Annotated in this window: 19 protein-coding genes; 4 read left to right on the top strand and 15 right to left on the bottom strand. The window is 64.5% G+C overall.

The features are described 5' to 3' along the window. Positions 1–12 precede the first annotated feature (12 nt). Entirely contained in the window at positions 13–1,017 is a 1,005-nt protein-coding gene (locus ACTXGA_RS21795; protein WP_443396828.1) for an ABC transporter permease, read from the bottom strand. Beyond that, positions 1,014–2,117, bottom strand: a complete 1,104-nt coding sequence (locus tag ACTXGA_RS21790; protein WP_443396827.1) for an ABC transporter ATP-binding protein — start codon at positions 2,115–2,117, stop codon at positions 1,014–1,016. The genes ACTXGA_RS21795 and ACTXGA_RS21790 overlap by 4 nt, the downstream gene beginning before the upstream one ends. Before the next feature lie 435 nt (positions 2,118–2,552). Between ACTXGA_RS21790 and ACTXGA_RS21785 the strand changes: the two genes are divergently transcribed. Both ACTXGA_RS21785 and ACTXGA_RS21780 read left to right on the top strand, forming a co-directional pair. Further along, on the top strand, positions 2,553–3,242 hold the full coding sequence (locus tag ACTXGA_RS21785; RefSeq protein ID WP_443396826.1) for a GntR family transcriptional regulator: 690 nt from the start codon (positions 2,553–2,555) through the stop codon (positions 3,240–3,242). 129 nt (positions 3,243–3,371) lie between these two features. Then, a complete protein-coding gene (locus tag ACTXGA_RS21780) occupies positions 3,372–4,736 on the top strand; it encodes an MATE family efflux transporter (RefSeq protein ID WP_443396825.1) in 1,365 nt (454 codons plus the stop codon). Between the two features lie 32 nt (positions 4,737–4,768). Here ACTXGA_RS21780 and ACTXGA_RS21775 read toward each other — a convergent pair whose 3' ends face one another. Further along, on the bottom strand, positions 4,769–5,686 hold the full coding sequence (locus ACTXGA_RS21775; RefSeq protein ID WP_443396824.1) for a YiiX/YebB-like N1pC/P60 family cysteine hydrolase: 918 nt from the start codon (positions 5,684–5,686) through the stop codon (positions 4,769–4,771). Positions 5,687–5,833: 147 nt separating this feature from the next. On the opposite strand from ACTXGA_RS21775, the gene ACTXGA_RS21770 reads away from it, so the two are divergent. Beyond that, on the top strand, positions 5,834–6,754 hold the full coding sequence (locus tag ACTXGA_RS21770) for an aminotransferase class IV (RefSeq protein ID WP_443396823.1): 921 nt from the start codon (positions 5,834–5,836) through the stop codon (positions 6,752–6,754). Here ACTXGA_RS21770 and ACTXGA_RS21765 read toward each other — a convergent pair. The 3 genes from ACTXGA_RS21765 to ACTXGA_RS21755 are packed head-to-tail and all read right to left on the bottom strand — an operon-like array spanning position 6,751 to position 11,747. Continuing rightward, entirely contained in the window at positions 6,751–9,597 is a 2,847-nt protein-coding gene (locus ACTXGA_RS21765; RefSeq protein WP_443396822.1) for an AAA family ATPase, read from the bottom strand. The two genes, ACTXGA_RS21770 and ACTXGA_RS21765, sit on opposite strands and share 4 nt — an antisense overlap. Then, positions 9,597–10,670 (bottom strand): effector-associated domain EAD1-containing protein, encoded by a 1,074-nt coding sequence (locus ACTXGA_RS21760; RefSeq protein ID WP_443396821.1) that lies wholly within the window; start codon positions 10,668–10,670, stop codon positions 9,597–9,599. The genes ACTXGA_RS21765 and ACTXGA_RS21760 overlap by 1 nt, the downstream gene beginning before the upstream one ends. 3 nt (positions 10,671–10,673) lie before the next feature. After that, on the bottom strand, positions 10,674–11,747 hold the full coding sequence (locus ACTXGA_RS21755; RefSeq protein ID WP_443396820.1) for a trypsin-like peptidase domain-containing protein: 1,074 nt from the start codon (positions 11,745–11,747) through the stop codon (positions 10,674–10,676). A gap of 223 nt (positions 11,748–11,970) precedes the next feature. On the opposite strand from ACTXGA_RS21755, the gene ACTXGA_RS21750 reads away from it, so the two are divergent. Continuing rightward, on the top strand, positions 11,971–13,869 hold the full coding sequence (locus tag ACTXGA_RS21750; protein WP_443396819.1) for a DNA/RNA non-specific endonuclease: 1,899 nt from the start codon (positions 11,971–11,973) through the stop codon (positions 13,867–13,869). A gap of 4 nt (positions 13,870–13,873) precedes the next feature. On the opposite strand, the gene ACTXGA_RS21745 is transcribed toward ACTXGA_RS21750, so the two are convergent. The 9 genes from ACTXGA_RS21745 to ACTXGA_RS21705 form a co-directional block, all read right to left on the bottom strand. Beyond that, positions 13,874–14,947 (bottom strand): DUF1513 domain-containing protein, encoded by a 1,074-nt coding sequence (locus ACTXGA_RS21745; protein ID WP_443396818.1) that lies wholly within the window; start codon positions 14,945–14,947, stop codon positions 13,874–13,876. Next, positions 14,947–15,960, bottom strand: coding sequence for an imelysin family protein (locus tag ACTXGA_RS21740; RefSeq protein ID WP_443396817.1), 1,014 nt, complete (start codon positions 15,958–15,960; stop codon positions 14,947–14,949). Before ACTXGA_RS21740 ends, ACTXGA_RS21745 begins: the two co-directional genes overlap by 1 nt. Before the next feature lies 1 nt (position 15,961). Next, the gene (locus ACTXGA_RS21735; RefSeq protein WP_443396816.1) at positions 15,962–17,497 is read right to left on the bottom strand and encodes a di-heme oxidoreductase family protein; all 1,536 of its coding nucleotides are present in this window, start codon (positions 17,495–17,497) and stop codon (positions 15,962–15,964) included. A 20-nt stretch (positions 17,498–17,517) separates the two neighbouring features. Then, a complete protein-coding gene (locus tag ACTXGA_RS21730) occupies positions 17,518–18,771 on the bottom strand; it encodes an imelysin family protein (protein ID WP_443396839.1) in 1,254 nt (417 codons plus the stop codon). Between the two features lie 46 nt (positions 18,772–18,817). Next, positions 18,818–19,291 carry a hypothetical protein gene (locus tag ACTXGA_RS21725; RefSeq protein ID WP_443396815.1) on the bottom strand — a complete coding sequence of 158 codons (474 nt, stop codon included), beginning with the start codon at positions 19,289–19,291 and terminating at the stop codon, positions 18,818–18,820. Continuing rightward, entirely contained in the window at positions 19,288–19,455 is a 168-nt protein-coding gene (hemP, locus tag ACTXGA_RS21720; protein WP_443396814.1) for a hemin uptake protein HemP, read from the bottom strand. The genes ACTXGA_RS21725 and hemP overlap by 4 nt, the downstream gene beginning before the upstream one ends. Beyond that, positions 19,452–19,616: a hypothetical protein gene (locus ACTXGA_RS21715; protein ID WP_443396813.1), complete on the bottom strand. Its 165-nt coding sequence runs from the start codon at positions 19,614–19,616 to the stop codon at positions 19,452–19,454. Before ACTXGA_RS21715 ends, hemP begins: the two co-directional genes overlap by 4 nt. A 304-nt stretch (positions 19,617–19,920) precedes the next feature. Next, positions 19,921–20,844: a glutaminase gene (locus tag ACTXGA_RS21710; RefSeq protein ID WP_443396812.1), complete on the bottom strand. Its 924-nt coding sequence runs from the start codon at positions 20,842–20,844 to the stop codon at positions 19,921–19,923. Between the two features lie 24 nt (positions 20,845–20,868). Beyond that, the gene (locus tag ACTXGA_RS21705; protein WP_443396811.1) at positions 20,869–21,483 is read right to left on the bottom strand and encodes a PqiC family protein; all 615 of its coding nucleotides are present in this window, start codon (positions 21,481–21,483) and stop codon (positions 20,869–20,871) included. Position 21,484 lies beyond the last annotated feature (1 nt).

Here is a 21,484-nt window from a genome sequence, read left to right as displayed (position 1 = left end):
CTGTGTTCCCCCTCACCACAGCGACGTGCGCGAGTAGCGCTTGGAGATCGTGTTCGCGGTCATCACCAGGACAAAGGCAACCACGGCGTTGAACAGACCGGCGGCGGCGGCAAAGTCGTACTGTCCGCCCTGCAGACCCTGACGATAGATGAACGTGTTCACGACATCGGCAGTCTGATAGGTCGCCGGCTGGTACAGCAGGATGATCATCTCAAAGCTGACTTCGAGGATGTTCCCGATTCGGATGATCAGCATGATGATGATCGTCGGCAGGATCGACGGGATGGTGATCTTCCACATCATCTGCCAGCGGCTTGCGCCATCCACGACCGCCGATTCATAGAGCGTCGGAGAGACACCCGCGATGGCCGCAAGGTAGACGATCGACTGAAAGCCCGCTTCTTGCCAGATCCCCGTCCCGATGAAGATCGGTCGGAACCACTCCGGTTTGGTCAGGAAGTAGATCGGTTCGATCCCCATCCATCCCAGCACCGTGTTCACGATCCCCGCGCTTGGCGAAAAGGACGTGATGACGATACCCGCGATAATCACCGAAGAGATGAAGTGCGGCAGGTAAACGATGGTCTGCGCGGATTTCTTGAACGTCTGGTTCAGGATCTCGTTGAACATCAGCGCCAGCAGGATCGGCATCGGAAAGCCGAAAAGCAGCGAGTAGAAACTAATGATGAGCGTATTCTTGAGCGCCCGCAGGAACTGATCGTTGCCGAACAGGGTCTCGAAGTGTTCGAAACCGATCCAGGGGCTGCCCGCGACGCCGCGGAAAATCGAGTAATCCTTGAACGCGATTTGCAGCCCGTACATGGGTTTGTAAAGGAATACGATCAGCCAGATGATCGTCGGGATCAGCATCGCGTACAGCTGCCATTCCCGCTTCAGGTGGTCGCCCACCCTCTGGATGCGGCTGGGTTGGCGGCGGCGCTGCGCCTCGGAGGCGTCAAAGATCAGTTCTTCGGTCTTTGGGCCGGCGGAAGAGGTGAAATCGGGATCGCTGCTCATTGTTCCAGCACCTGTCCCGGCAGTGCCTGACCGGTTTCGCCATCGAACACCTTCACAAGGTGCGGCTCGATCTTGAAGCCCGAAATCCCATCAAGGATATCCATCTGACCGACAGTATCGGTGCGGATGACAAAGGGCGCGTCTTGCAGCGTTGCGTGGATCAGCGCCTCGGATCCCAGCGTCTCGACCAGATCGACATCCAGCGAAACGCGGGTCGGATCATCCTCGGTCGCCACGGTGACGAACTCGGGGCGAATGCCCAGCGTGACCTCGCGGCCAACCGCGTTCTGAAGCGACGGCAGTTGCTGCAACTGAACGCGCTGGCCGTCAAACTCGGCCACTGGCCCCTGATCGCCCGCAACGATGGTCGCCTTGACCATGTTCATCGGCGGAGAGCCAAGGAACCCCGCGACAAAGGTGTTGGCCGGGTTCAGGAACAGCTCCATCGGAGAGCCGATCTGTTCGATCCGGCCATCGTGCATGACGACGATGCGATCGGCCAACGTCATCGCCTCGACCTGATCGTGGGTCACATAGATGCTGGTGGCGCCAAGGCGTTTGTGCAGACGTTTGATCTCCGCGCGCATCTGGGTGCGCAGCTTGGCGTCTAGGTTCGACAGCGGCTCGTCAAAGAGGAACACCTTGGGGCGACGCACGATAGCGCGGCCCATGGCGACCCGCTGACGCTGACCGCCGGACAAATCCGCCGGACGGCGCTCAAGGTAAGGTGTCAGGCCCAGGATCTGACCGACCTCTTCGACCGAGGATGCGATATTTTCCTTGCTTTCCTTACGGATACGCAGACCAAACGCGATGTTGTCAGCCACGTTCAGGTGGGGATACAGCGCGTAGTTCTGGAACACCATCGCCACGTCGCGATCCTTGGGCGCGACGCGGTTCACGTGCCGCCCATCAATCGTCAGGTCCCCGTCAGAGATTTCCTCCAACCCGGCGATCATGCGCAGGGTTGTGGACTTGCCGCAGCCGGACGGACCGACAAGGACGACAAATTCTTTTTCCTGAACCTCAAGGTCGATACCGTGCACGACCTGCACCGCACCATAAGCCTTGACGATTCCTTCCAAACGCACCCCTGACATGGGCCCTCCCTTTCGATTTTCGCCAGATAATCCGGCGCCTGATGCCTGATCCGACGCCCGGCCCTCCAGCCGGTAGATGCGCCATTTGATTCGCAGCTAATTTCAAACTGGTATACTAGTAAAAAATCTGGAATACTAGTATGAAGATTGAGACTCGGCGACAATCCGGGAGAAACGGGAGGTCAGGATCAGACAGCGACGATGCGTCGGGACGGGGGCCGCCACGCGCCACAAAACGGGCCGCGACAGGGTCAGGAATTGGCCGTCATCGCGCCGGTGTTGGCTGCGAAACCCACCCGAAGTTTCCGAAATGTGCACCCGGCCACGTGTACAGACTGCCGCACAGGGCATGAAACGGAGCCCTGACACACCCCGGAGATTGGCCATTCGGTAAACCGCGTTTATATATTCGCCACGCAGAAGGAACTTCGAGCTATGCCATCAACCCTGGCACAAGACCGCCGCACAACCGTCGATGAGATCTTTGAACACCTCTATGCAGAGATCACGTCCCTGCGCCTGCGGCCGGGCGACAGGATCTCCGAGGCGGAAATTGCCGCGCAGTTTGGCGTATCCCGCCAGCCCGTGCGTGACGCCTTCACCCGGCTCGCCAACCTCGATCTGCTGCTGATCCGTCCGCAGCGCGCGACCGAGGTGAAACGCTTTTCCTCGCGTGAGATCGAAAAGTCGCGTTTTGTCCGCGCCGCAGTCGAGGCGGAGGTTCTGCGCCGGGCATCGCGCAACATCGACAAGGCCGGAATTGCCCGCCTGCACGCCTGTCTTGATCGGCAACGCGCCGCAATCGCCGACAAGAGCTTCAAGAAATTCGGTGCTCTCGACTACGAGTTTCATCAGACCCTGTGCGACATCGCCGGTGTCGACTTTGCGTTCGAGGTGATCTCTGCCGAAAAGGCAAAGGTCGACCGGCTGTGCACCCTTGGACTGGCCAAGGAAGACCGGATGCCGCAACTGCTGGAAGACCACGAAGCGATGGCCGCCGCGATCATCGACGGTGACGAGGACCGCGCCGTTGCCGCCGGAATGCTGCACCTGTCCCGGCTTGACGCCACGATCGAGGCGATTTCGGAGACAAACGCCAACTACTTCGAACCCGAAAACACCTAATACCCGACCGCAACCCGCGGTCGGCCCCCAATCTTTTACCCGGCGACGTGACCCGCCCCGCAATTTCGGGCCGGTGCCGCCTTGCCTCTTGCGGACGGAATTTGCCGCCCGCCGAAAGCACTGTCGATCATGACCCACTCTGCCCTGTCCGGGGACGCTCCCTCCGTTCGCGCCGTTTTCAGTCTGGCCTGGCCCCTGACGCTCAAGGCGATCATGCTGCACGGCATCGTCGTCATAGACGCCTACCTCGTCTCTTCGCTGGGAGAGTCGGCCGTGGCTGTGCTCGGCCTCTCGGCCTCTATCGCAGGCCTGTTGCTGGGCCTGATCGTGGCCTTTTCGAACGCCACCCAGATCCGCATCGCGCAGGCCTATGGCTCCGGGGACAAGGTCTTTCTGAAATCGGCCCTTCTGTCGGGACTGACCATCAACTTCGGCGTGGTGCTGATCGGTCTGGCGCTGCTTGCCCTGTTTTCCGGCATGATCATCGACGGACTGGCCCATGACGACTGGATCGCCGGACAGGCCAAACGCTACCTGTCCATCTTCGCGATCGTCATCATGGCCGAGGCCGTGGGGCATTGCCTGAGCAGCTTTTTCAACGGTTGCGGCGACACAAGGATGCCCGCGCTCAGCTATCTGATGGCGGTCCCGGTCAACATCTTCGCCAGCTACGTGCTGATCCACGGCCTGTTCGGCGCGCCGGAAATGGGGGTGGTAGGTGCCGCCATCGGCAGCGCCATCGCCTCGACGATACAGGTCGGCTTTCTGGTTTTGCGACTGCTTAGCCGTCACAAAGACCTTTTGCGCCTGTTCGGTTGGCGCAACGGCACCTTCGCCGCCTCGGTCCGCCGTCATCTGGTCTTTGCGCTGCCCATCGCGGCGACATTCGGCAGCGCGGTCATCGCGATGAATGTCTGCGGCCTGATCTACGCGACCCTGCCGGTAAATCAGTTTGCGGCCATGACGATCATCACACCCTGGGTACAGGTCGCAGGAACCTTTGGCATGTCATGGGCGCAGTCCATGGGTATCATGGTGGCGCAACTGCTGGGGCGCGAAACGCCCACAGATGTATTGGACGCCTTTCTGGCGGACGCATGGCGCGCCGCCATGATTGCCGCCGCCATTGTCGCCGCCGTTTATACCGCTGTCTGCCTGTCGACCCCCTGGATCTACAGCGAGTTGGACCGCGAAACGCAGATGATCCTGCTCAGTTTTCTGCCGATCCTCGTCCTGTTGCCCTTCCCCAAGGGGTCAAACGCGATCTGCGGCAATACCCTGCGCGCGGGCGGCGACACGGTCTATGTCATGCATATCTTTGTCTGGGCTCAGTGGCTGTTCCGCGTTCCCGCCACGGCGGTGATGGTGCTCTATCTGGACCTGCCGGTGTTCTGGATCTTCTCGCTGCATCTGGTCGAGGAACTGGTGAAATTCCCGCCGTTTCATCTGCGGCTGCGCAAGGGTGAGTGGAAAAAAGGCGCGCTTGCGGACTGATCCCATAGATCCGACAGGCACGCGGCGGTGCGTCATCCGTCCTGTCCCAGCCTTGTATGGGGCCAGACAGAGCGGATGTCCCAGGCAAGGTTTTGCACCGTCTCCACCCGCGCGCCGCCGCCCCGGGTGGCCACGACATATCCCACAAGGCCGAACGGCAGGTCCCCGGTCAGCACCTCGGCCACGATGGCATCGGGCAGGATCGTCTCCCGACCCGACACCGGACTGCGCGGAAAATCGGCCTCGACATACATCCGCGCGATCAACTCGGAACAGAACAATGCGGATGGGTCGGTGGAATCGAAATGCATGTCAAAGGGCGTCCCGATCGTGGCCAGACCCCGCCGCAGCGCCCAGCCCCGGTTCGGCCCGCGCGGGCGCAGCGCCACAACGGCATCGGTGTCCAACACCACGTCCGCCCCGATCAGCCGCACGCCGCCATCGACCGCCTCCAGATAGATATTCCCTTGCCGTATGTGGTCCCGCCACGGGTCCAGCGCCGGCAAATGCCACAGCCCCGCCTGCCGCAACTGCGCCTCGGTGCCGATGTAGATCGCCCCATGCGTGAACTGGCCCGGGATCAACAGGCCTGAAACCCGGTTTTGGGAGTGAAAGAACACCACATCCATCGGGCGCAGCGCGTCCTTTAGCAGGGCTACCGCCTCGGGCTGCCGCGTCAGGCGGCCCGGTCGCAACTGGATCAGGCCGACCCGGCGCAGAGGCTCGACATTGGCGTCCGCCAGCCGGATCAGCCAGTCGGGATAGGTCTCTTCCGTATCGCAACATCCAGCCAGTATTTCCCCGGCCGGGCGCGCCGCCAACGCCCTATCCACCGGCACCTGTGCGGCACAGCCCGCCAGCCCGGCCACAAGGATCAGCGCCGCGCAAAGGCGCCGCGCCTGTCGCATGTCGTGCCGCCCCCGTGTCACGCCACCTTCCCCCTGAACCATTCAGGATGCTTCACCATGCGTGCGTCGTTTGGCAAGGTGGGCGCAGGCGCTCGGCGCATCCTTGCCGGATCGCGGCCCGGATCAGCGCTTGACGATCCGACCCGCAGGGCCGAAGCATCGCAGACCCCAGACAAACGGTGCCCGACCATGACCACGCCAGACCATATCTCGACCCATGATGCCGCCGAAGATCCGCGTAACGCGGACATCCTGATCCACGTCGACGGCGAATTGAAGCACCGCGATCAGGCGCTGGTGTCGGTCTACGATTCCGGCTTTCTGCTGGGGGACGGCATCTGGGAGGGGCTGCGCCTATATGACGGCCACATCCCCTTTCTCGACGACCACCTCGACCGCCTGTATGAGGCCGCGCTCTATATCGACATGGAGATCGGCAAGACGCGGGCCGAGATGACGCAGGCGATCTGGGACCTCTTGGCCGCCAACGGGATGACAACGGACGTGCATATCCGCCTGATGGTCACGCGCGGGCGCAAGAAAAAGCCGTTCCAGCACCCGCATCTCAGCATCTATGGCCCCACCATCGTCATCATTGCCGAACACTCGCGCCCGGATGAGCGCATCCTCGAGCGCGGGGTAAAACTGGTGACGGTACCGCATCATCGCGGTTTGCCGCTGACACAGGATGCCAAGCTGAACTCCCATTCCAAGCTGAACTGCATCATCGCGCTGAACCACGCGGTGCGCGCGGGCGGGGATGAGGCGCTGATGCTGGATCCCTTCGGGTTCGTGAACACGACCAATGCCTGCAACTTCTTCATCGTGAAAAAGGGCGCGGTCTGGACCTCGACCGGGGACTACTGCATGAACGGCATCACCCGGCAGAAGGTCATCGACCTGTGCCGCGCCAACGACATCCCCGTCTTTGAACGCAACTATTCCCTGGTCGATACCTACAGCGCCGACGAGGCCTTCCTGACCGGCACCTTCGGCGCGCAAACCCCGGTGTTCGACATAGACGGGCGCGTAATCGGCGGGGGGCGCCCCGGCCCGGTCTTCCTGCGCCTGCGCCAACTCTACAAGGACATGATCCGCGCAGAGGCCTAACTTTCCACCACGACCCCCGCCTGCTGCCACCAGCTGTGGTTGTCGCGCTGCCGCTGCATGGACTGCGCCGGAAAGGCCCCGATCAGCTGGTCCACCTCTGCGGCCAGCACACGCGCCACCGGCGCGGCCACCTGCGGCAGCAACCCGCGTTCGCCCGCCACGCTGGTGAGATAGGACATGTTGCTGCGCAGCCCGTCATCCTTGGCCTGACCGATGGTCTCCAGGACGTCGGCGACGCGGGCGTAGCGCGGACCGCTGAGCTGCTCCACCGCTTGCCGTTCCACCGCGCGCACTTCTGGCGCGGCTTCGGTGATCGTGTCCTGTCCCGTCTGCTGCACAGCCGTGGCCAGCAACGCCGGGCGGACAGGCCCCAACTCGCCGGCCAGCGCGCGCATCAACCCCGGCCTGTCCAGCAGGACAGAGGTCCCTGCCCGATCAAGCAGAACATTTGCCCGCTCCACCAGGTCCTCCGCCTCGGGTCCGGCCACATTGCGGGATTTGCGCCGCAGGCGCAGCAGCGTTGCGATGGCCCGCAGCGTGATTTCCAGATCCTCCAGATCTTCGCCAATGCCATAGGCGCTGGTCGCATCGCGCGAAGCGCGTGCAAAGTGTCGGCTGCGCTCTTCGATCAGCGCCCGCACCAGCCACAGTTCCGCCGCCTGCCTGCGCGTCCCGGCCCCGGCCGCGCTATCCAGCCCACGAGTGATCACCTCGCGGGCCTCGGCAACCTGCTGCTGCTGCGACAGGGCATCCGCCTCCAGCGCATAAAGCGCGCTGCCGGGCAGGCGCGCGTTGCGCTGCCGCAGAACGTCCAGTGCCCCTTCGGGATCGCCCCGGTTCAGCGCGGTCCGGGCACTGCGCAGGGCAAAGGTCTCCCACTCCGCCTGATCCGCCTCATCCATGGCGTCCTGCGGCAGGTCAAACCCCAGCCGGTTCGCCAACCACGGTCGCCGCGCCAGCGGGATCTCATCGACCGTATCCTGAAGGTGGACGGCGCAATCGGGCGTCCAGCGCGCCTCGACCGCCACCATCGCCTCATCCGCCCAAAGACGGTGATAGATTTCCTCTGCCCGCGCCATCGCGCCCTTCTGCCGCGCGAAATAGTCAATCGCGCCACGGTCGATGGCGCCCACGACCTCCGGCTCCCCCTCACGCAGATCGCCCAGCATGATGGCCCGCACGTCCCCGCGATGGGTCAGCATCGGCTCCCCCCAATCGGCATAGCCCGGTTCGCACAGGTCCACCTCGCGCCCGTAGAGATCGAACAATTCATCGGCGCTGATCCCCGACGGCAACAGCCCCGCGACAGGCGCCAGCACCTCCGCGATCAAGCCCGGTGTGACATGCCGCAGCAACAACCCCCAACGCGCCAGCCGCCGCACCCGCAAATCGCCGATCTGACCCAAAATGCGATTGTAAAGCACCGCCTCCGCCTGTTCCGAGCGGACTTCCAACAGCGCCTCGGTGCGGTGTTGCGGGTCATCCAGATTGGACAGGCCAATCCGCTTGAACAGCAATCCCGCCAGCCGCACGCCAAGGGGCCGCCCCTCGGTCGCCTCGACGACGGCATCCACCAATGCGTCATCCACTGCCGCGCCGCAGGTTTCTTCCAGCACCGCCCCGACCGCCTCTGCATCCAACCCGCCCAGCGCGACCGCGTTCTGAAACAGCTCGAACTGATCCACCCGGCCCGCAGCAATGATCCGCAGCCGTGGCGCCTGCTTGCCCAGATGGTTGAACATGCGCCAGAATTCGCGCACCACGGTTTCGCCATAGCGCTGCGCCTGTTCGAAGGTGTCGACCAACACAAGGAACGGCCCATCTCCCGGGATCGCGCGGATCGCCTCCGCCACGCCGCCGATCATCCCCTCCCAGTTGCCACCGCCGTCGAAAGAGGATTCCAGCACGCTGCGGTCCCCGGCGAACCGGCGGATGTAATCGTCGATCTCGGCCCGCAGACCCTCGACCTCCTTGTGCTGCGCCTGCGCCGCGATCTGCACCACCATCTCGCGCAGCACGGTCAGCGGTTCACGCACGTCCAGCGTGGCGCGGTCAAAGTTCAGATAGGCGATCAGGTCGATGGTTCCGCGTTCCCGCAGGTCCATGGCGAATTTCGCCAGCGTCGTGGATTTCCCGGTCCCGCCGACGCCGTGGAGGTACAGGATATTGTCCACGTCCAGCGGTTCGCGGAAATACGCGTACATCCGACCCAGCAACGCCTCGCGTCCCGCAAAAGGACCGCCGACCAGTTCGCGCAGCGGCTCGACCAGCCGCGCCGCCGCCAGTTCCTGCAGGATCGCATCGCGGTCCGGCAAGTCGGGCAGGATGCCCTCGACCCATAACAGCGCTTCGGCCAACCCGGCCAACCGCTCTGCATCACGGTCGGCGCGCACCCGCGCCACCGCCTCCGGCCCCTCCAGCAACAACGCCAGACCGTGCTGCACCGGCACGTCCGGTCCCGGCGCATTCGGGGCCAGAACTCGCCGCAGGCTCTCTGCGTCGCCCAGGTCACCCAACATACGTCTGCGATCGGCCAGCCGCAGCGTCCGCGCGCCCCCGGCGTTCATCGCCGGTTCGCTGGCATCTATCAGCGCCTCGAACGTGTCGAAATCCGGCGGCACGCGCCCCTGCGCATCGCGCAGGGCAGAGGGATCGAACCGCGCCAGAACCGCCGCAGCCTCCAGCCAGGCGGAGGCCGGAGCAGCCTCAACCGGGGTGGGTGCCTGCGCGCGGATTTCTTCCAGCTGTTCCTTCAGGGTCTCCGCATCGGTCCCGGTTCCGGCGCGGAAATGGCGCAGGTTGGCCGCATGCGCCCACAGGCCGGATGCGCGTTTGCCCACCATCACAGGCTCCTTACCAGCAGGGTCAACTGCTGCGTCACACTGTTCAGGGTCGACATCTCGGGATTGGCAAAATCGCAGTTCTGGGTAATCGCCTCCACCGCCGTTGGCACGTCCGCGTAGCCGCCCATGGACCCGCCCGCGGATTTCACCTTGTTCAGAAAATCCTCGATGTCCGGTCGACCCAGCGGCGGCACATCCACCTCCTGAACGTGAAAGCCGTCCTGCGCCATCTGATCGCCGCTGCCCAGAAGGAACATCGCCAACCGAGGCGTCGTCCCCGATCCGATCAGGCGGACCAGCCTGCGGATCATATCTGCCGTCGCGGGCGGCACGGATTCCCGGTGGCTGTTGTCCAGCACCAGCCAGAAGGCCCGGTCGTTTTCCTCGATATAGGCGGTCGCCTGCCCGATGAACCATGTGGACAGGGCCAGCGCCAGTTGCGCCGATTGCACGTCTGGCCGCCCGTCCTGCCGCAGCAGGTCATTGCGCGTCGGCGGATCGTCGAACCGCGCCAGCAGGGCAATGGATTTCATCACCGTCTCGGGCGACAGGTCACCGCCCAACAGGTCCAAATCCAGATGCAGCGCCTTGATCCCTTCGTGTTCGCGCGCGACATGGGTGATCATCTGGCGGCAATAGCTGGTCCCGACCAGTCGGGCACCGCGCAAGACCACAACCGATGGCCCCTGCTCGTCCGCCATCTGCGCAACGGTTTCGCGCAGTCGGTTTCGGTTCACAAAGGCGAGGTTGGTCATCAACAGGTGGTTGTGCGGATCGCCCTGCTGTCCGATGGGCCAGATCCGGTTCGTCAGATCCGCAAGCCGGTCCAGCGCGACCTGATGGCCGCCGGTCTCCTGCTGGTCAAAGATCGCCTCCAGCAAATCTTCGAGCCAGCCCTGGCTGTAGGCGTTCACGATGACCTCCAGGAATATCTCGGGTCGCGTGCCTGCAGTGCTGACATCCTCGATATTGCGCCCGGCAATCGACACGGCCAGCCGCAGGTTATTGACGCTCTGGTACAGGTCCAGAAGCAGCCTGTGCAGGTCCTTGCGCTCGTCCCGTCCCAGCGGCATCGCTCAGATCACCTCCACCTGGTTCGCCGTCATGTCGGCAAGGATCAGGGAAATCGGAACCGCCTGATTGTACTGCGCCATGCGGTCGAAATTCGGGTCTCCCGCGTGGTGCAGCGCGATCAACTGACCGGTGTGGTCCAGCACCGGACTGCCAGAGGATCCCGGCTTGGTGTTCGCATCATAGCGCAGCCGCCGCCCCTCTCCGGTCAGGGCCGTGATCCGGCCAAAGGAGATCTTCTTGGGCGCGCCTGCGGGGTGCTGGATGAGAACGATATCATTGCCCTGAACGCCGGGTGATGCGGGCATGGGTGTCACTGGTTGCACGCCATCCGGGGCAGCCGTAAGCCGCACAACCGCATAATCGAGATGCGCCGCCGCGGGTGGCCCCGCCGGTCCGCCCACGTCATCCGCCGGATCCGGCGGGCGCGCGTGGATCAGCCAGCTGTCGGCAAACGCGGTCCGCTTGCCGTCCCGGATAATGGCCCCCTCGCCGCGTTCGAACCCGAAGCGCGCCGTCAGGTCGCTGACGGGTTGGCCCTGCATCGGCTCGATGACGTGGAAATTGGTGATCAGCGTCCGTGGCCCGATCAGCAGGCCCGTCCCCTGATGCTCTCGCGACCACTCGACCGAGCAGACGGCGTGCGAAATATCCGTCAACCGGTCGGCAAAGACGCGAACCTCGGCATCCGGCTGCCCCTCCCTCACCGTGCGCTGCAGGGCCGAGGCGAGCTTGTCATCCGCTTCGTCACTATAGGCATGATCGAACAGGCTGACCTTGCGGACTGGCGCGTTCCGCTCCGCCTCGATCTGCTGCGTCAGCGCGCTCAGCCGCGCCCGGATGTCCTCATTCCCTTCCTGATGATCGAACACACCGCCCATCAGGTCATCGACCCAGCCACCCGCATCGGCAGCGACAACCACCTCCATGTATTTCTCGGGCCGGTTGCTGCCCGGGGTCGAGTGATCCTCGATGTTGCGCCCGACCAGCCGCAGGACCAGCGTCAGCGCGGAAATCCCCGGATAGGCGTCCAGCAGGATGCGCCACAACTCATTTCGGGACGGGCGGCTCAGGGCCATCTGTCGGCCCTCCGGTCAGACAGGGCCACCGGTTGGAAAACGGCGGGTCTGGGCATGAATGATAATCCAAAATGCACGCGTCAATTGCATTTCAGTGTCGCCCACACGCGCGTTTCGATCAAGCCCTGCGAAACGCCAACTCAACCTATAGACACAAATACGCGCATCGAATCGCGTTATCAGGTACACTTTTCCGCATATTCATTTTCAGGAGTCATTCGTCATGCCGCCGTCAACATATGACCAGTTCACCTCGCTGCTCGAAGACAGTGACCTACTCGAAGAAATTCAGAACAAGGCCGCGCGCGGCGGCCTGCGCCACCTCGCAACGCGTGGAATCGGCGGGCTGGAGGCGGCGGAACGCCTTGCCGACGCCGCCGGGACACCCCGCCCCGCAGGGCTTGAACGGATGCCGCGCCCGGGCGACATGCCCCGCCCCTCCAGCGCGATGGAAGCCATCGTTCTGCTGGAAGGACGCCCGTCCCTGCTGGTCCAGAATGGCACCTTTGCCACGCCGGACAGCGCGATCTGGGACAGCACCCTGTCGCTGTCGCGCAGCGCCATCGAGGCGGCCATCGCCCGCACGGGCCGCGTCGACCTCTTCAACAACCTCGACTTCGACTGGGTCGGAACTGGATGGATCGTGGCGCCCGGCATCCTGTGCACCAACCGCCATGTCGCGGTGGAATTCGCGCAGGCCTCGGGCGGCGGCTTCACCTTCCGCACCAACCTGTTGAATGAGGTCATGGCGGCGGAGATCGATTTCCGGGTCGAACATGACAGCACCGACGCCTTCAAGGTGAAGGTCGAGGAGATCCTCTACATCGCGCCCGACGGCACCCCCGACATCGCCCTGCTGAAGATCGCCACCGATGCCCCCCTGCCCGAACCGCTGGAACTGGACACCACAGCCCCCCAACGACGGGCAGAGATCGGCACAGTGGGTTTTCCGGCCAACGATCCCCGCAACGGCGCCGACGCGCTGGCCGATATCTTCAAGGGCATCTTCGGCGTGAAACGCTTTGCGCCCGGCAAGGTCAGCCACACGGGCGATGGCGAACACTGGTTCGTGCATGACTGTTCGACGCTGGGCGGCGCGTCCGGCTCTGCCGTCTTCTCGCTCGACACCGGCAAGGTCGTGGGCCTGCACTTCTCTGGACGCTTCCTGTCCGGTAATTTCGCGGTCAAGACCGCGCATGTGGCCGATGCGCTGGCCGGTCTGTCCACCACGGTGCCCGTCGGCGGCCCGGTCGAGGAAGAGGCGATTGCCGATGGCCGCCACCCGCCCGCGCATTTCGACGGACGCGAGGGGTACAGGGAGGATTTCCTTGAACATGAGGTCGCCCTGCCCGGTTTCGGCACATGGGACGGCGACATCACCGACCCGGGAAATGCGCGCAAAACGCTGGATTACCATCACTTTTCGGTCGTGATGAGCAGCTCGCGCAAACTGCCACTGTTCACCGCCGTCAACATCGACGGCCAACAGGCGCGGCGAGCCTTCCGCTCCAACGACAAATGGTTCATCGACGACCGCATCGACGAGGACTTGCAACTGGGGAACGAAATTTATTTCCGCAACGATCTGGATCGCGGCCACATGGTGCGGCGGCTGGATCCGGTCTGGGGCACGGTCGACGACGCGAACATGGCGAACGAAGACACGTTCCATTATGTCAACGCCGCCCCCCAACACAAGAACCTGAACCAGCGGATCTGGCTGCAACTGGAAAACTTCCTGCTCGACAGCGCCAAGGCCAAAGACCTGCGCATGTCGGTCTTTACCGGCCCGGTCTTTCGCGCCGATGACAGGCTGTACCGGGACCTCGTGCGCCTGCCCCGCGAGTACTGGAAGGTGGCGGTGCTGGCAGATGTGGACGGCGGTCAGTTGCTCAGCGCGGGTTATGTGCTCAGCCAAGGCGAGATGATCAAGAACATCACTGAGGTGCCCTTCGTCTTTGGCGAGCACCGCACCTATCAGGTCAGGATCGAGGCCATTGCAGAGGCGACGGGACTGAACCTGTCGGCACTGGCCGCCCATGACGTCATGACCCCCGGTGCAGAGGAAATCACCCCGGCCCGCGTGCGCCGCATCGAAGAGGCCCGCGACATACGCCTCTAAGCCCTCAGACCGGCAGCGGCACCAGATGGTTGTCCCAATGCAGCCCATGCGCCGCTGCCGGTTTGCGCGCCCCTTCGCGCCAGACCTCGCCGGTGCCAGAGGTCAGGACAAAGCCGTCTCCGGCCCATGCCACGCCGCAAACATCGCGATGCGCCCGTTCGCGCTTTAGCGCGCCGGTCATGGCGTCGTAGATTTGCACTTGCCCGCCGACGGGCGAGGTAATGGCCACTTCGCCCGCAGGCGACATGGCCACGCTGCCCGCATAGCCGCGCATCCGTGTCTGCGCCGCATGGCCCGACTTCGCCAAGGTCAGGTCTTTGTCAGGTGATACAAGGCCCAGCAGCGGCGGCGCCTCCACCACATCACCCTGCCATTGCATGGCAAAGCCCACGCGCCCGTCCGCCGCCACCGCCAGATGGCGGATCGAATTGCGGTGCATGTCGGGGGTCAGTTCGGCCCTGTGCTGCACCTCGCCCTCCAGAGAAAGAAAGGTCAGGTTCGGACGCATCGTGGGCAGGTTCAGCTTGCTGCGTCCGCTGTCGGGATGCGTCTCGATCCCGCCATTCGCCACAACCAGCGACCGCCCGTCGGGCATCAGGCGGATCTCGTGCGGCCCCACGCCGCCAGAGGCGAACTCACCCAACCGCCGATAACCGCCTCGCGCGTCCCAGATGCCGATGACGCCCTGTGCCGCCTCGAAATCGTTTTCCGTTGTGAAAAGCAGCGCCCCATCGGCGGAAAAGGCGCCGTGACCGTAGAAATGCCGCCCGCCGGGCGCGTTCAAAAGCGCGGTTTCCTGTCCGCTCACGCAGTCGATCACCAGGGCGAACCGCCCCGGACGCCGGGCAAAGGCCACCGCCTCGGCCAGTTCGGGATGTGCCGCCGCCGCGTGGCCCCGCGCGGGCAAGGGCAGTTCGAACAGGATCTGCCCCGCCCCGTCCAGCCCGCACAGCACATAATCCCCGCCCATGGTCTGCGCGGCGGACAACAGCACCGGACTCCCTGCCTCCGCCCATGTGGGACGCGGGCAGAAACCGGCGGCCAAAAGCCCCGCCATGAAGGCACGTCGATCGGTCATCAGTCGCCGTCCAACGAGTTGAAGCCGGCAGCAATGCCCAGACGCGGCCCCAGATCCTCGGACACGAGGGTGCGAATGTCGCCAATCGCCTGCTGCAGCGCCTCGACCCGGATGCGCCCCATCGGGTCGGCGACCCCGGCAAAGACCGGATCGCCCAGCGTCTCGGCGCGGCTCAGGGCCCGCGCAAAAGCGGCATCAAGGTCTGCATCCTGCTCCGACAACCGTGCACCCAGATCGCGCAGCGCCTCCAGCGACAGGATCACATGCCGCAGGGAACGTTCCGCGCGCCGCGCCTCTGCCCGTGCGGGGCGCGGTTGGTCGAAGGTGCCCATCGGCCTGCCGATACGCGTATCGGCGGTGAATTCCAGCCCCGTGGACAGCGCCGTGAACATCTGGCGCAGAGCCTCATCCCGCGTGCGATAGGTATCGTTCTGCCCGGCCTCGCGCATCAGGTCGGCATAACCGCCCTGCCAGCCGTCGAGGATCGCCGCAGAGGTCCGCGCCATATCGGCCGCCATGACCTTTGTGAGGACACAGCGGTACGCTGCGCTTTCCGGCACCTGCAAGGCGGTCTCAAACAGCAGGAATTCCATCGCGTAGAACCCGCGCGCCGCGATCGAGACCTCGGCAAAACCATCAAGGCTTTCTACCACCGGATCCGCGTCGCGGATCAGGCTGCCCAGCGCCTTGGGCGTCGATCCACGCGGATCCGGCCAATAGGCCAGCGCAAAGGCGCGGTCGCCTTCTTCGGACGGACCGAACCGCAGGTGACTGACGCCGACCCAGGCGTCAAAGGCCGTGCCATAGGCATCGCGCAGGCTGTCGCTGTCCGCTTTGCAATCGGCCTCCGCCGCCCCGGCCAGGGTGGCGGTCTCGGCCGCCAAGGCCTGATAGCGCGGCAGCACATGTCCATCGACGATACCGCCCAGATCCACCTCTGCCACCGTCGGTGTGGCCACCACGGCCAACACCGATGTCGCCGCCGCGGCCAGCGCCGCAATCATCTTCCGCATCTCAAAGGCTCTCCAGAAACCGTATCAGTGCCGCGCGCTCTTCGGGCGGCATGTCGACCACCGCATCGCGGTGCCGCTCTGCTTCTCCACCGTGCCACAGCACCGCCTCCAAAAGCGAGCGCGCGCGCCCGTCATGCAGGAAAAAACTGTGGCCCGACACCTGCCGCGTCAGCCCGATCCCCCAGAGCGGCGGCGTCCGCCATTCGCGCCCCGTCGCCCGCGCCTCGGGACGGCCATCCGCCAGATCCGGGCCCATGTCGTGCAACAGCATGTCCGTGTAGGGCCAGATCAGCTGGAAACTCTGCTCCGGCTGGTCCTGCAGGCGATGCGTCACGAAGGCGGGGTTGTGGCAGTCGGTACAGCCGGTGTCATAGAACACCGCCTTGCCGCGCAGCACCTGCGGGTCCCCCACATCCCGCCGTCCCGGCACGCCAAGGTTGCGGCTGTAAAAGGTCACAAGGTCCAGCCCCTCGGCATCAATCTCGAACACCCGGTCGTCGCCATCGCCATGCGGCGCGGCGCGGCAATCGGCCTGCAGATCCGTGCACTCGCCCGACCCGGCGGTGAACAGCGGGTTGGAAATCCCGATATCCCCGACAAAGGCCGCAGCGCTCTGTTCGCGCACCGTGGGATTGCCCGCCTTGTGACCAAAGCGGCCCAGCATCGGCCTGTCGAACTCCTGCGACCAGACCACGTTCACCCGGCCCGACACGCCGTTGCCATCCGCATCCTCGGGATCGGCCAGTGCAAGGATATCCGCCGCCGGGATCGCCTCCAGCAGGCCCAGCCCGATCATCTGCTGCGCCACACGCGGGCTCAGCATCGCGTCGGGGTGCAAGGGCCCATAACCCAGATCCGCCGCCGTATAGGTCGGCACCCGCAGATGCGCGACCTCGCCGCCGGACAGCGGCACCGCGCGTTCCTCATAGTCGATCTGCAAACGATATTCCGCCGCCAGCCCCGGCAGTGCGAAATCCTGCAACTGCGTGCCATAGGTGGGGTCCGGCAGAGAGGCGATATAGTCCTCGATCTCATTCACACCCGGCCCGCCGGGGATCGAGACCCGCAGGAACATCGACACCGCGTTGTCGTCCCCCGCCTCGGGCGGATGCCCGCGCCCGTCCTTGATGTGACACCGCTGGCAGGACCGCGCGTTGAACAGCGGACCAAGCCCGTCCGAGGCCAGTGTCGAAGACGGCGACGACACCCAGATCTTGCGGAACAGCCCGTTGCCGACCTTGAACGTCAGTTCACCGTCAAAGGTGATATTCCCCGAGGGCAGCGAAAAGGCGTTGGCATCCGGCGCCACCCGCACCGTCGCCGCACCGGCGGACTTCTCCTCGAACCGCTGCGGCGCATCGAACGTGGTCGCCAAGGCGGTCACCGTGCTGATCCGTGCGGCCTCTGCCGCGGTGCGCGGCACGATGTTCAGATGCGGCTCTGACAGCACATCCGCAAACGCGGGCCCCGCAAGGCCCGCGATGAGTGTGCCGATCCACAAGCTGCCTTGCCCGAACGGGCTTCGGTGGCGTGTCATCGTCATGTCCTGAACAAAGGTTACTGAAAGACCGCTTCGGGATCGTCGAGGCTGTCGGACCCTTCAAAGGCTATGGCATCCACGCCCAGAACCGCAACCACCCGCTCGATGGTCTTGGTCTGGTCGATCAGCCCGTTGACGCCCCCCATGACCAGCGCCTCACCGGCGGCATTGCCGCGCTCCAGCATCATGTCATAGGCAAACCCGGCCTCAGCGGCGGTCTTGATGCGGCCCAGCGACATCATCGTATGCGCCAGCTTGCCGGTCATCTCGGCGTCCAGCGCCGCATCGCTCGCAGCGACAAGGTCCGACAGCGACGGACCGCTGACCAACGAGCCGTCGACCCGCACGTATTCGCCCAGATAGACGTTCTGCACGCCCAGACCGTCGTAGTAGTGGCTGTTGTGCGTGTTGTCGGAAAAACAGTCGTGCTCTTCTTCGGGGTCGTTCAGCATCAGGCCAAGGCGCATTCGCTCGCCAGCCTGCTCGCCATAGGACAGCGACCCCATGCCGGTCAGCATGGCCGCGAGGCCCACGTCCTCCTCGGCGGTCAGATCGGCCCGTGCCGCGCCGCCATCCGCCCATTGCGCGGCCATCCACTCCAGATCGGAAACCAGCAGCTCTGTCGCCGCCTGCAGGTATGCGCCGCGACGGTCACAGTTGCCGCCGGTACAGGCGTCGCCCTTGGCGTAATCGGTCCACGGACGCGCGCCCGCCCCCGGCGCATGGCCGTTCAGATCCTGCCCCCACAGCAGGAATTCGATGGCGTGATAGCCGGTGGCGACATTGGCCTCGACCCCGTCCGCCTCTTGCAGCGTTTCCGCCAGCAGGGCGGGCGTGATCGCGCTTGCATCCACGGTTTCCCCGGACAGGGAAAAGGTCGGGTTGGCGATCACGTTCAGCGCGGCAAAGGCGTTTTCGTCCGTCGCACCGCCATAGGCCATGTCTACGTAATCGATCAGCCCTTCGTCCAGCGGCCAGGCGTTCACCTTGCCTTCCCAATCGTCGACGATGGCATTGCCAAACCGGAACACCTCGGTCTGCTGATAGGGCACCCGCGCCGCCAGCCACGCGGCCTTCGCCGCCTGCAGCGCCTCTGCCGAAGGCTCCGCGACAAGGGCGTTCACCGCCTCCTGCAAGGCGCGGGCGGTGGTCAGGCTGTCGCCGTATCCCGCCTCTGCGATATCGGCGTAGGTGTCCAGAATGGCGGCCTTCGACGGGACGTCCTGCGCCATGGCCGACGTGCCAAGCGCCAGGCACAGGGCACTGGTCATCAGGTGGCTGTTGATCTTCACGTTCACTGTCCTCTTGGTCGTGTTCTTAGTGGAGTGTCATTGCAGGCGCGGCATGGCTGTCGCGCCCGGTTTTCAGGGTCATCCGGCGCAGGGCCAGTGCCACCTCTTCGGCCAGCCCCGCCAGAACGCCCGCCATGTCCGGGCGCACCAGGGTCATGGCCATCAGCATGGCATCCTCGCGCGCGCCTTCGCTGGCGTAGCCGATCAGCGTGGCGAAACAGGATTCGTCCGCGCCAAGGCACTTGCAGGTCACCTGATGCCGCATCAGCGGACGGCGGCCGTGCCGGGCGCAGAGTTCGCAGAGCGATTCAAAGGATTCGAGCGCCCGGCGCCCATCCCCTGTGCCCAACGTTCGCGCGAAGTCGTTCCAGACCTGCTGCTTGGTCTCGACGCTGTCGCACCACAGCCGCAGGTACAGAACGGCCTCGGCCTCGACCGGGGGCAGATCGGTGATCTGGCCAACGGGCGCACCGCCGCGATGTCTGAACGGGGCGGTCATTTGGTCAGGATCAGCTTGCCGGCGCGGGTGATGCGCAGAATGTACATCTGGTCATCCAGCCGAATCCGGGCGAGCTGTCCGCCCTGCGTCAGATCCTGCGCCTGATATTGCGGCACCTGATAGCTGCCCGCGCAGCCTGCGTCGGTTTCCACGGTCAGACTCATCCTCGCTCTCCTTCGCGCGGATCGGTCCGGTTTATCCAGTCGATCAACCGTTCGAGGTCGGGGAACCCCGGCATGTCGAGGTCCAGTGCCGTCAGCAGGCTTTCGGTCCGCGATCCGCGCGACGGCCGCACCGCTTCGGATCGTGCAGGGATGATCTGCATGTGCCTTCTCCGTATTGCTTGGGTTGTCGGCTGGCCCGGGGGATGGGTTGGCTTCTGCGCCAGAAGATGACCAAACGACTCAGGTATGTCAATCTGATAATTTTAGTCAGGAAATAGATGCAGAGTTTCCGGGGGCGGCATAAACGAACGGATTTTGGGCTGGGATACGGGGCGGCTGTACGGCACCAACACGCCCCTCACACCCCCTGACCGCAAGCGGCAAGGGTTAAGAGAAGATTGATTCGCCTCTGGAAGCCCTTGATTTTATTAGGGCGCCACCGTGTCCACGCGTGGACACCCCTTTTCACCCCTGCGGCGCAAAGGCCGACCAGCCGGTGAAATCCGCGATTCTCTCGGCCAGCCAGGTGCCGACCTTGGAATTCCCATACTCGTCCAGCCCCGGCGACCAGACCGCGATCGAGGCCTTGCCCGGCACCACCATCAGGATGCCGCCACCCACGCCGCTCTTGCCCGGCAAGCCCACCCGGAAGGCAAAATTGCCCGACCCGTCGTATTGCCCGCAGGTCATCATCAGCGCATTGATCCGCCGCGCCCTGAGCGGCGAGATCATCACCGGCGCCCCCGGCATCATCGCCAGCATCCGCCCTGCCCGCGCCAACTGCCGACAGGTCATTTCAATGGCGCATTGATGGACATAGGTCCCCAACACCATTTCCGGCGGATTGACCAGGTTGCCATGCGATTTCATGTAATAGAGCAACGCCGTGTTCCGGTCCGCCGTCGCCTTTTCCGAGTCGGCCACATCCTTGTCGATGTGGATGTCCTCATCCTCTGCCGCCGCCCTGAGCAGGCCCACGATCTCGGACAGGGCCAGACGCGGTTCCCGCCCGCCCAGAAGCACATCGGTGGTCACCAAGGCGCCCGCGTTGATAAATGGATTGCGCGGCCTGCCTTTCTCAAGCTCCAGCAAAAAGACGCTGTCAAAGGCATCGCCGGACGGCTCGCGCCCCACCCGCCGCCACAGGTCGTCGCCGACCCGGCCCAGAACGGCGGCAAGGGCAAAGACCTTGGAAATGCTCTGGATCGAAAACGGCTGATCCGCCGCCCCGGCCACGATTTCCCGCCCGTCGGCCAGCACGATGCAAACCCCCGCCTGCGCGGGGTCGACCTTGGCCAGTTCCGGGATGTAATCGGCGGGCTTGCCCCAGTCTTCCGCCTCATGCGCCAGCGCGACAAGGCGGCGCAACTCTTCGGCCAGACCATCCATCTTTATGCCGTCAGGGCCGGCATCTCAGCGCGCCAGATCGCGGGCGATGCTTTCAGACAGTTCGGTCAGGGCCTTGGCCTGTGCCGCTGCGATGGCCCCGGGGCTGCGATCCGCCAGCGGGATCACGATGTCGAACAGCCGCGCCTTGTCCGGCAACGGTGCGGGCAGCTTTTTCGGCGGCTTGTCGAAATCGGGATCTTCGATCGGTTCCGGCGTTTCGGAGCCCATGAAATACTGCCCCGACATGCGGAAGGCCGTGCCATCGGTGGCAATGAAGGTTTCGAACCGCACGTCCAGAACGCCCTTTGCCGGTTCCGGCAGGGGCCAGGGTTCCGGAGCCACCTTGGCGGAGGTCATTTTGTTCAGATGGCGGCTGATCAGAAGGGTCGTGGCCCGCTCCGGCTCATCCGCCCAAAGGCCGAAATTCGCCGCGCGCACCACCCCCGCTTCGTCGCGGATCGCGATTTTTTCGTCCGCTGCATAGGTCGGCAGTGACACCGTGCGCACCAGCAGGGTCGGCACCCGTGCCCGAACCTTCAGATCCGATTGCGTGCTCTCGACGATGTATTGCGGACTGCCGTCACCGCAGGCTGTCAGCGCCAGCAAGGCCAATGTGGCCGCCAGTGTCTTGAAACTCATA

This window comes from Antarctobacter jejuensis (genome assembly GCF_052266595.1).
Classification (GTDB): Bacteria; Pseudomonadota; Alphaproteobacteria; order Rhodobacterales; family Rhodobacteraceae; genus Antarctobacter; species Antarctobacter jejuensis.
This window is presented reverse-complemented; position numbering and strand designations above follow the sequence as displayed.

Coding starts and splice junctions, on each gene's coding strand:
- ACTXGA_RS21795 (WP_443396828.1), bottom strand. CDS start 1,017: ATGAGCAGCGATCCCGATTTCACCTCTTCCGCCGGCCCAAAGACCGAA.
- ACTXGA_RS21790 (WP_443396827.1), bottom strand. CDS start 2,117: ATGTCAGGGGTGCGTTTGGAAGGAATCGTCAAGGCTTATGGTGCGGTG.
- ACTXGA_RS21785 (WP_443396826.1), top strand. CDS start 2,553: ATGCCATCAACCCTGGCACAAGACCGCCGCACAACCGTCGATGAGATC.
- ACTXGA_RS21780 (WP_443396825.1), top strand. CDS start 3,372: ATGACCCACTCTGCCCTGTCCGGGGACGCTCCCTCCGTTCGCGCCGTT.
- ACTXGA_RS21775 (WP_443396824.1), bottom strand. CDS start 5,686: ATGGTTCAGGGGGAAGGTGGCGTGACACGGGGGCGGCACGACATGCGA.
- ACTXGA_RS21770 (WP_443396823.1), top strand. CDS start 5,834: ATGACCACGCCAGACCATATCTCGACCCATGATGCCGCCGAAGATCCG.
- ACTXGA_RS21765 (WP_443396822.1), bottom strand. CDS start 9,597: ATGGTGGGCAAACGCGCATCCGGCCTGTGGGCGCATGCGGCCAACCTG.
- ACTXGA_RS21760 (WP_443396821.1), bottom strand. CDS start 10,670: ATGCCGCTGGGACGGGACGAGCGCAAGGACCTGCACAGGCTGCTTCTG.
- ACTXGA_RS21755 (WP_443396820.1), bottom strand. CDS start 11,747: ATGGCCCTGAGCCGCCCGTCCCGAAATGAGTTGTGGCGCATCCTGCTG.
- ACTXGA_RS21750 (WP_443396819.1), top strand. CDS start 11,971: ATGCCGCCGTCAACATATGACCAGTTCACCTCGCTGCTCGAAGACAGT.
- ACTXGA_RS21745 (WP_443396818.1), bottom strand. CDS start 14,947: ATGACCGATCGACGTGCCTTCATGGCGGGGCTTTTGGCCGCCGGTTTC.
- ACTXGA_RS21740 (WP_443396817.1), bottom strand. CDS start 15,960: ATGCGGAAGATGATTGCGGCGCTGGCCGCGGCGGCGACATCGGTGTTG.
- ACTXGA_RS21735 (WP_443396816.1), bottom strand. CDS start 17,497: ATGACACGCCACCGAAGCCCGTTCGGGCAAGGCAGCTTGTGGATCGGC.
- ACTXGA_RS21730 (WP_443396839.1), bottom strand. CDS start 18,771: ATGACCAGTGCCCTGTGCCTGGCGCTTGGCACGTCGGCCATGGCGCAG.
- ACTXGA_RS21725 (WP_443396815.1), bottom strand. CDS start 19,291: ATGACCGCCCCGTTCAGACATCGCGGCGGTGCGCCCGTTGGCCAGATC.
- hemP (WP_443396814.1), bottom strand. CDS start 19,455: ATGAGTCTGACCGTGGAAACCGACGCAGGCTGCGCGGGCAGCTATCAG.
- ACTXGA_RS21715 (WP_443396813.1), bottom strand. CDS start 19,616: ATGCAGATCATCCCTGCACGATCCGAAGCGGTGCGGCCGTCGCGCGGA.
- ACTXGA_RS21710 (WP_443396812.1), bottom strand. CDS start 20,844: ATGGATGGTCTGGCCGAAGAGTTGCGCCGCCTTGTCGCGCTGGCGCAT.
- ACTXGA_RS21705 (WP_443396811.1), bottom strand. CDS start 21,483: ATGAGTTTCAAGACACTGGCGGCCACATTGGCCTTGCTGGCGCTGACA.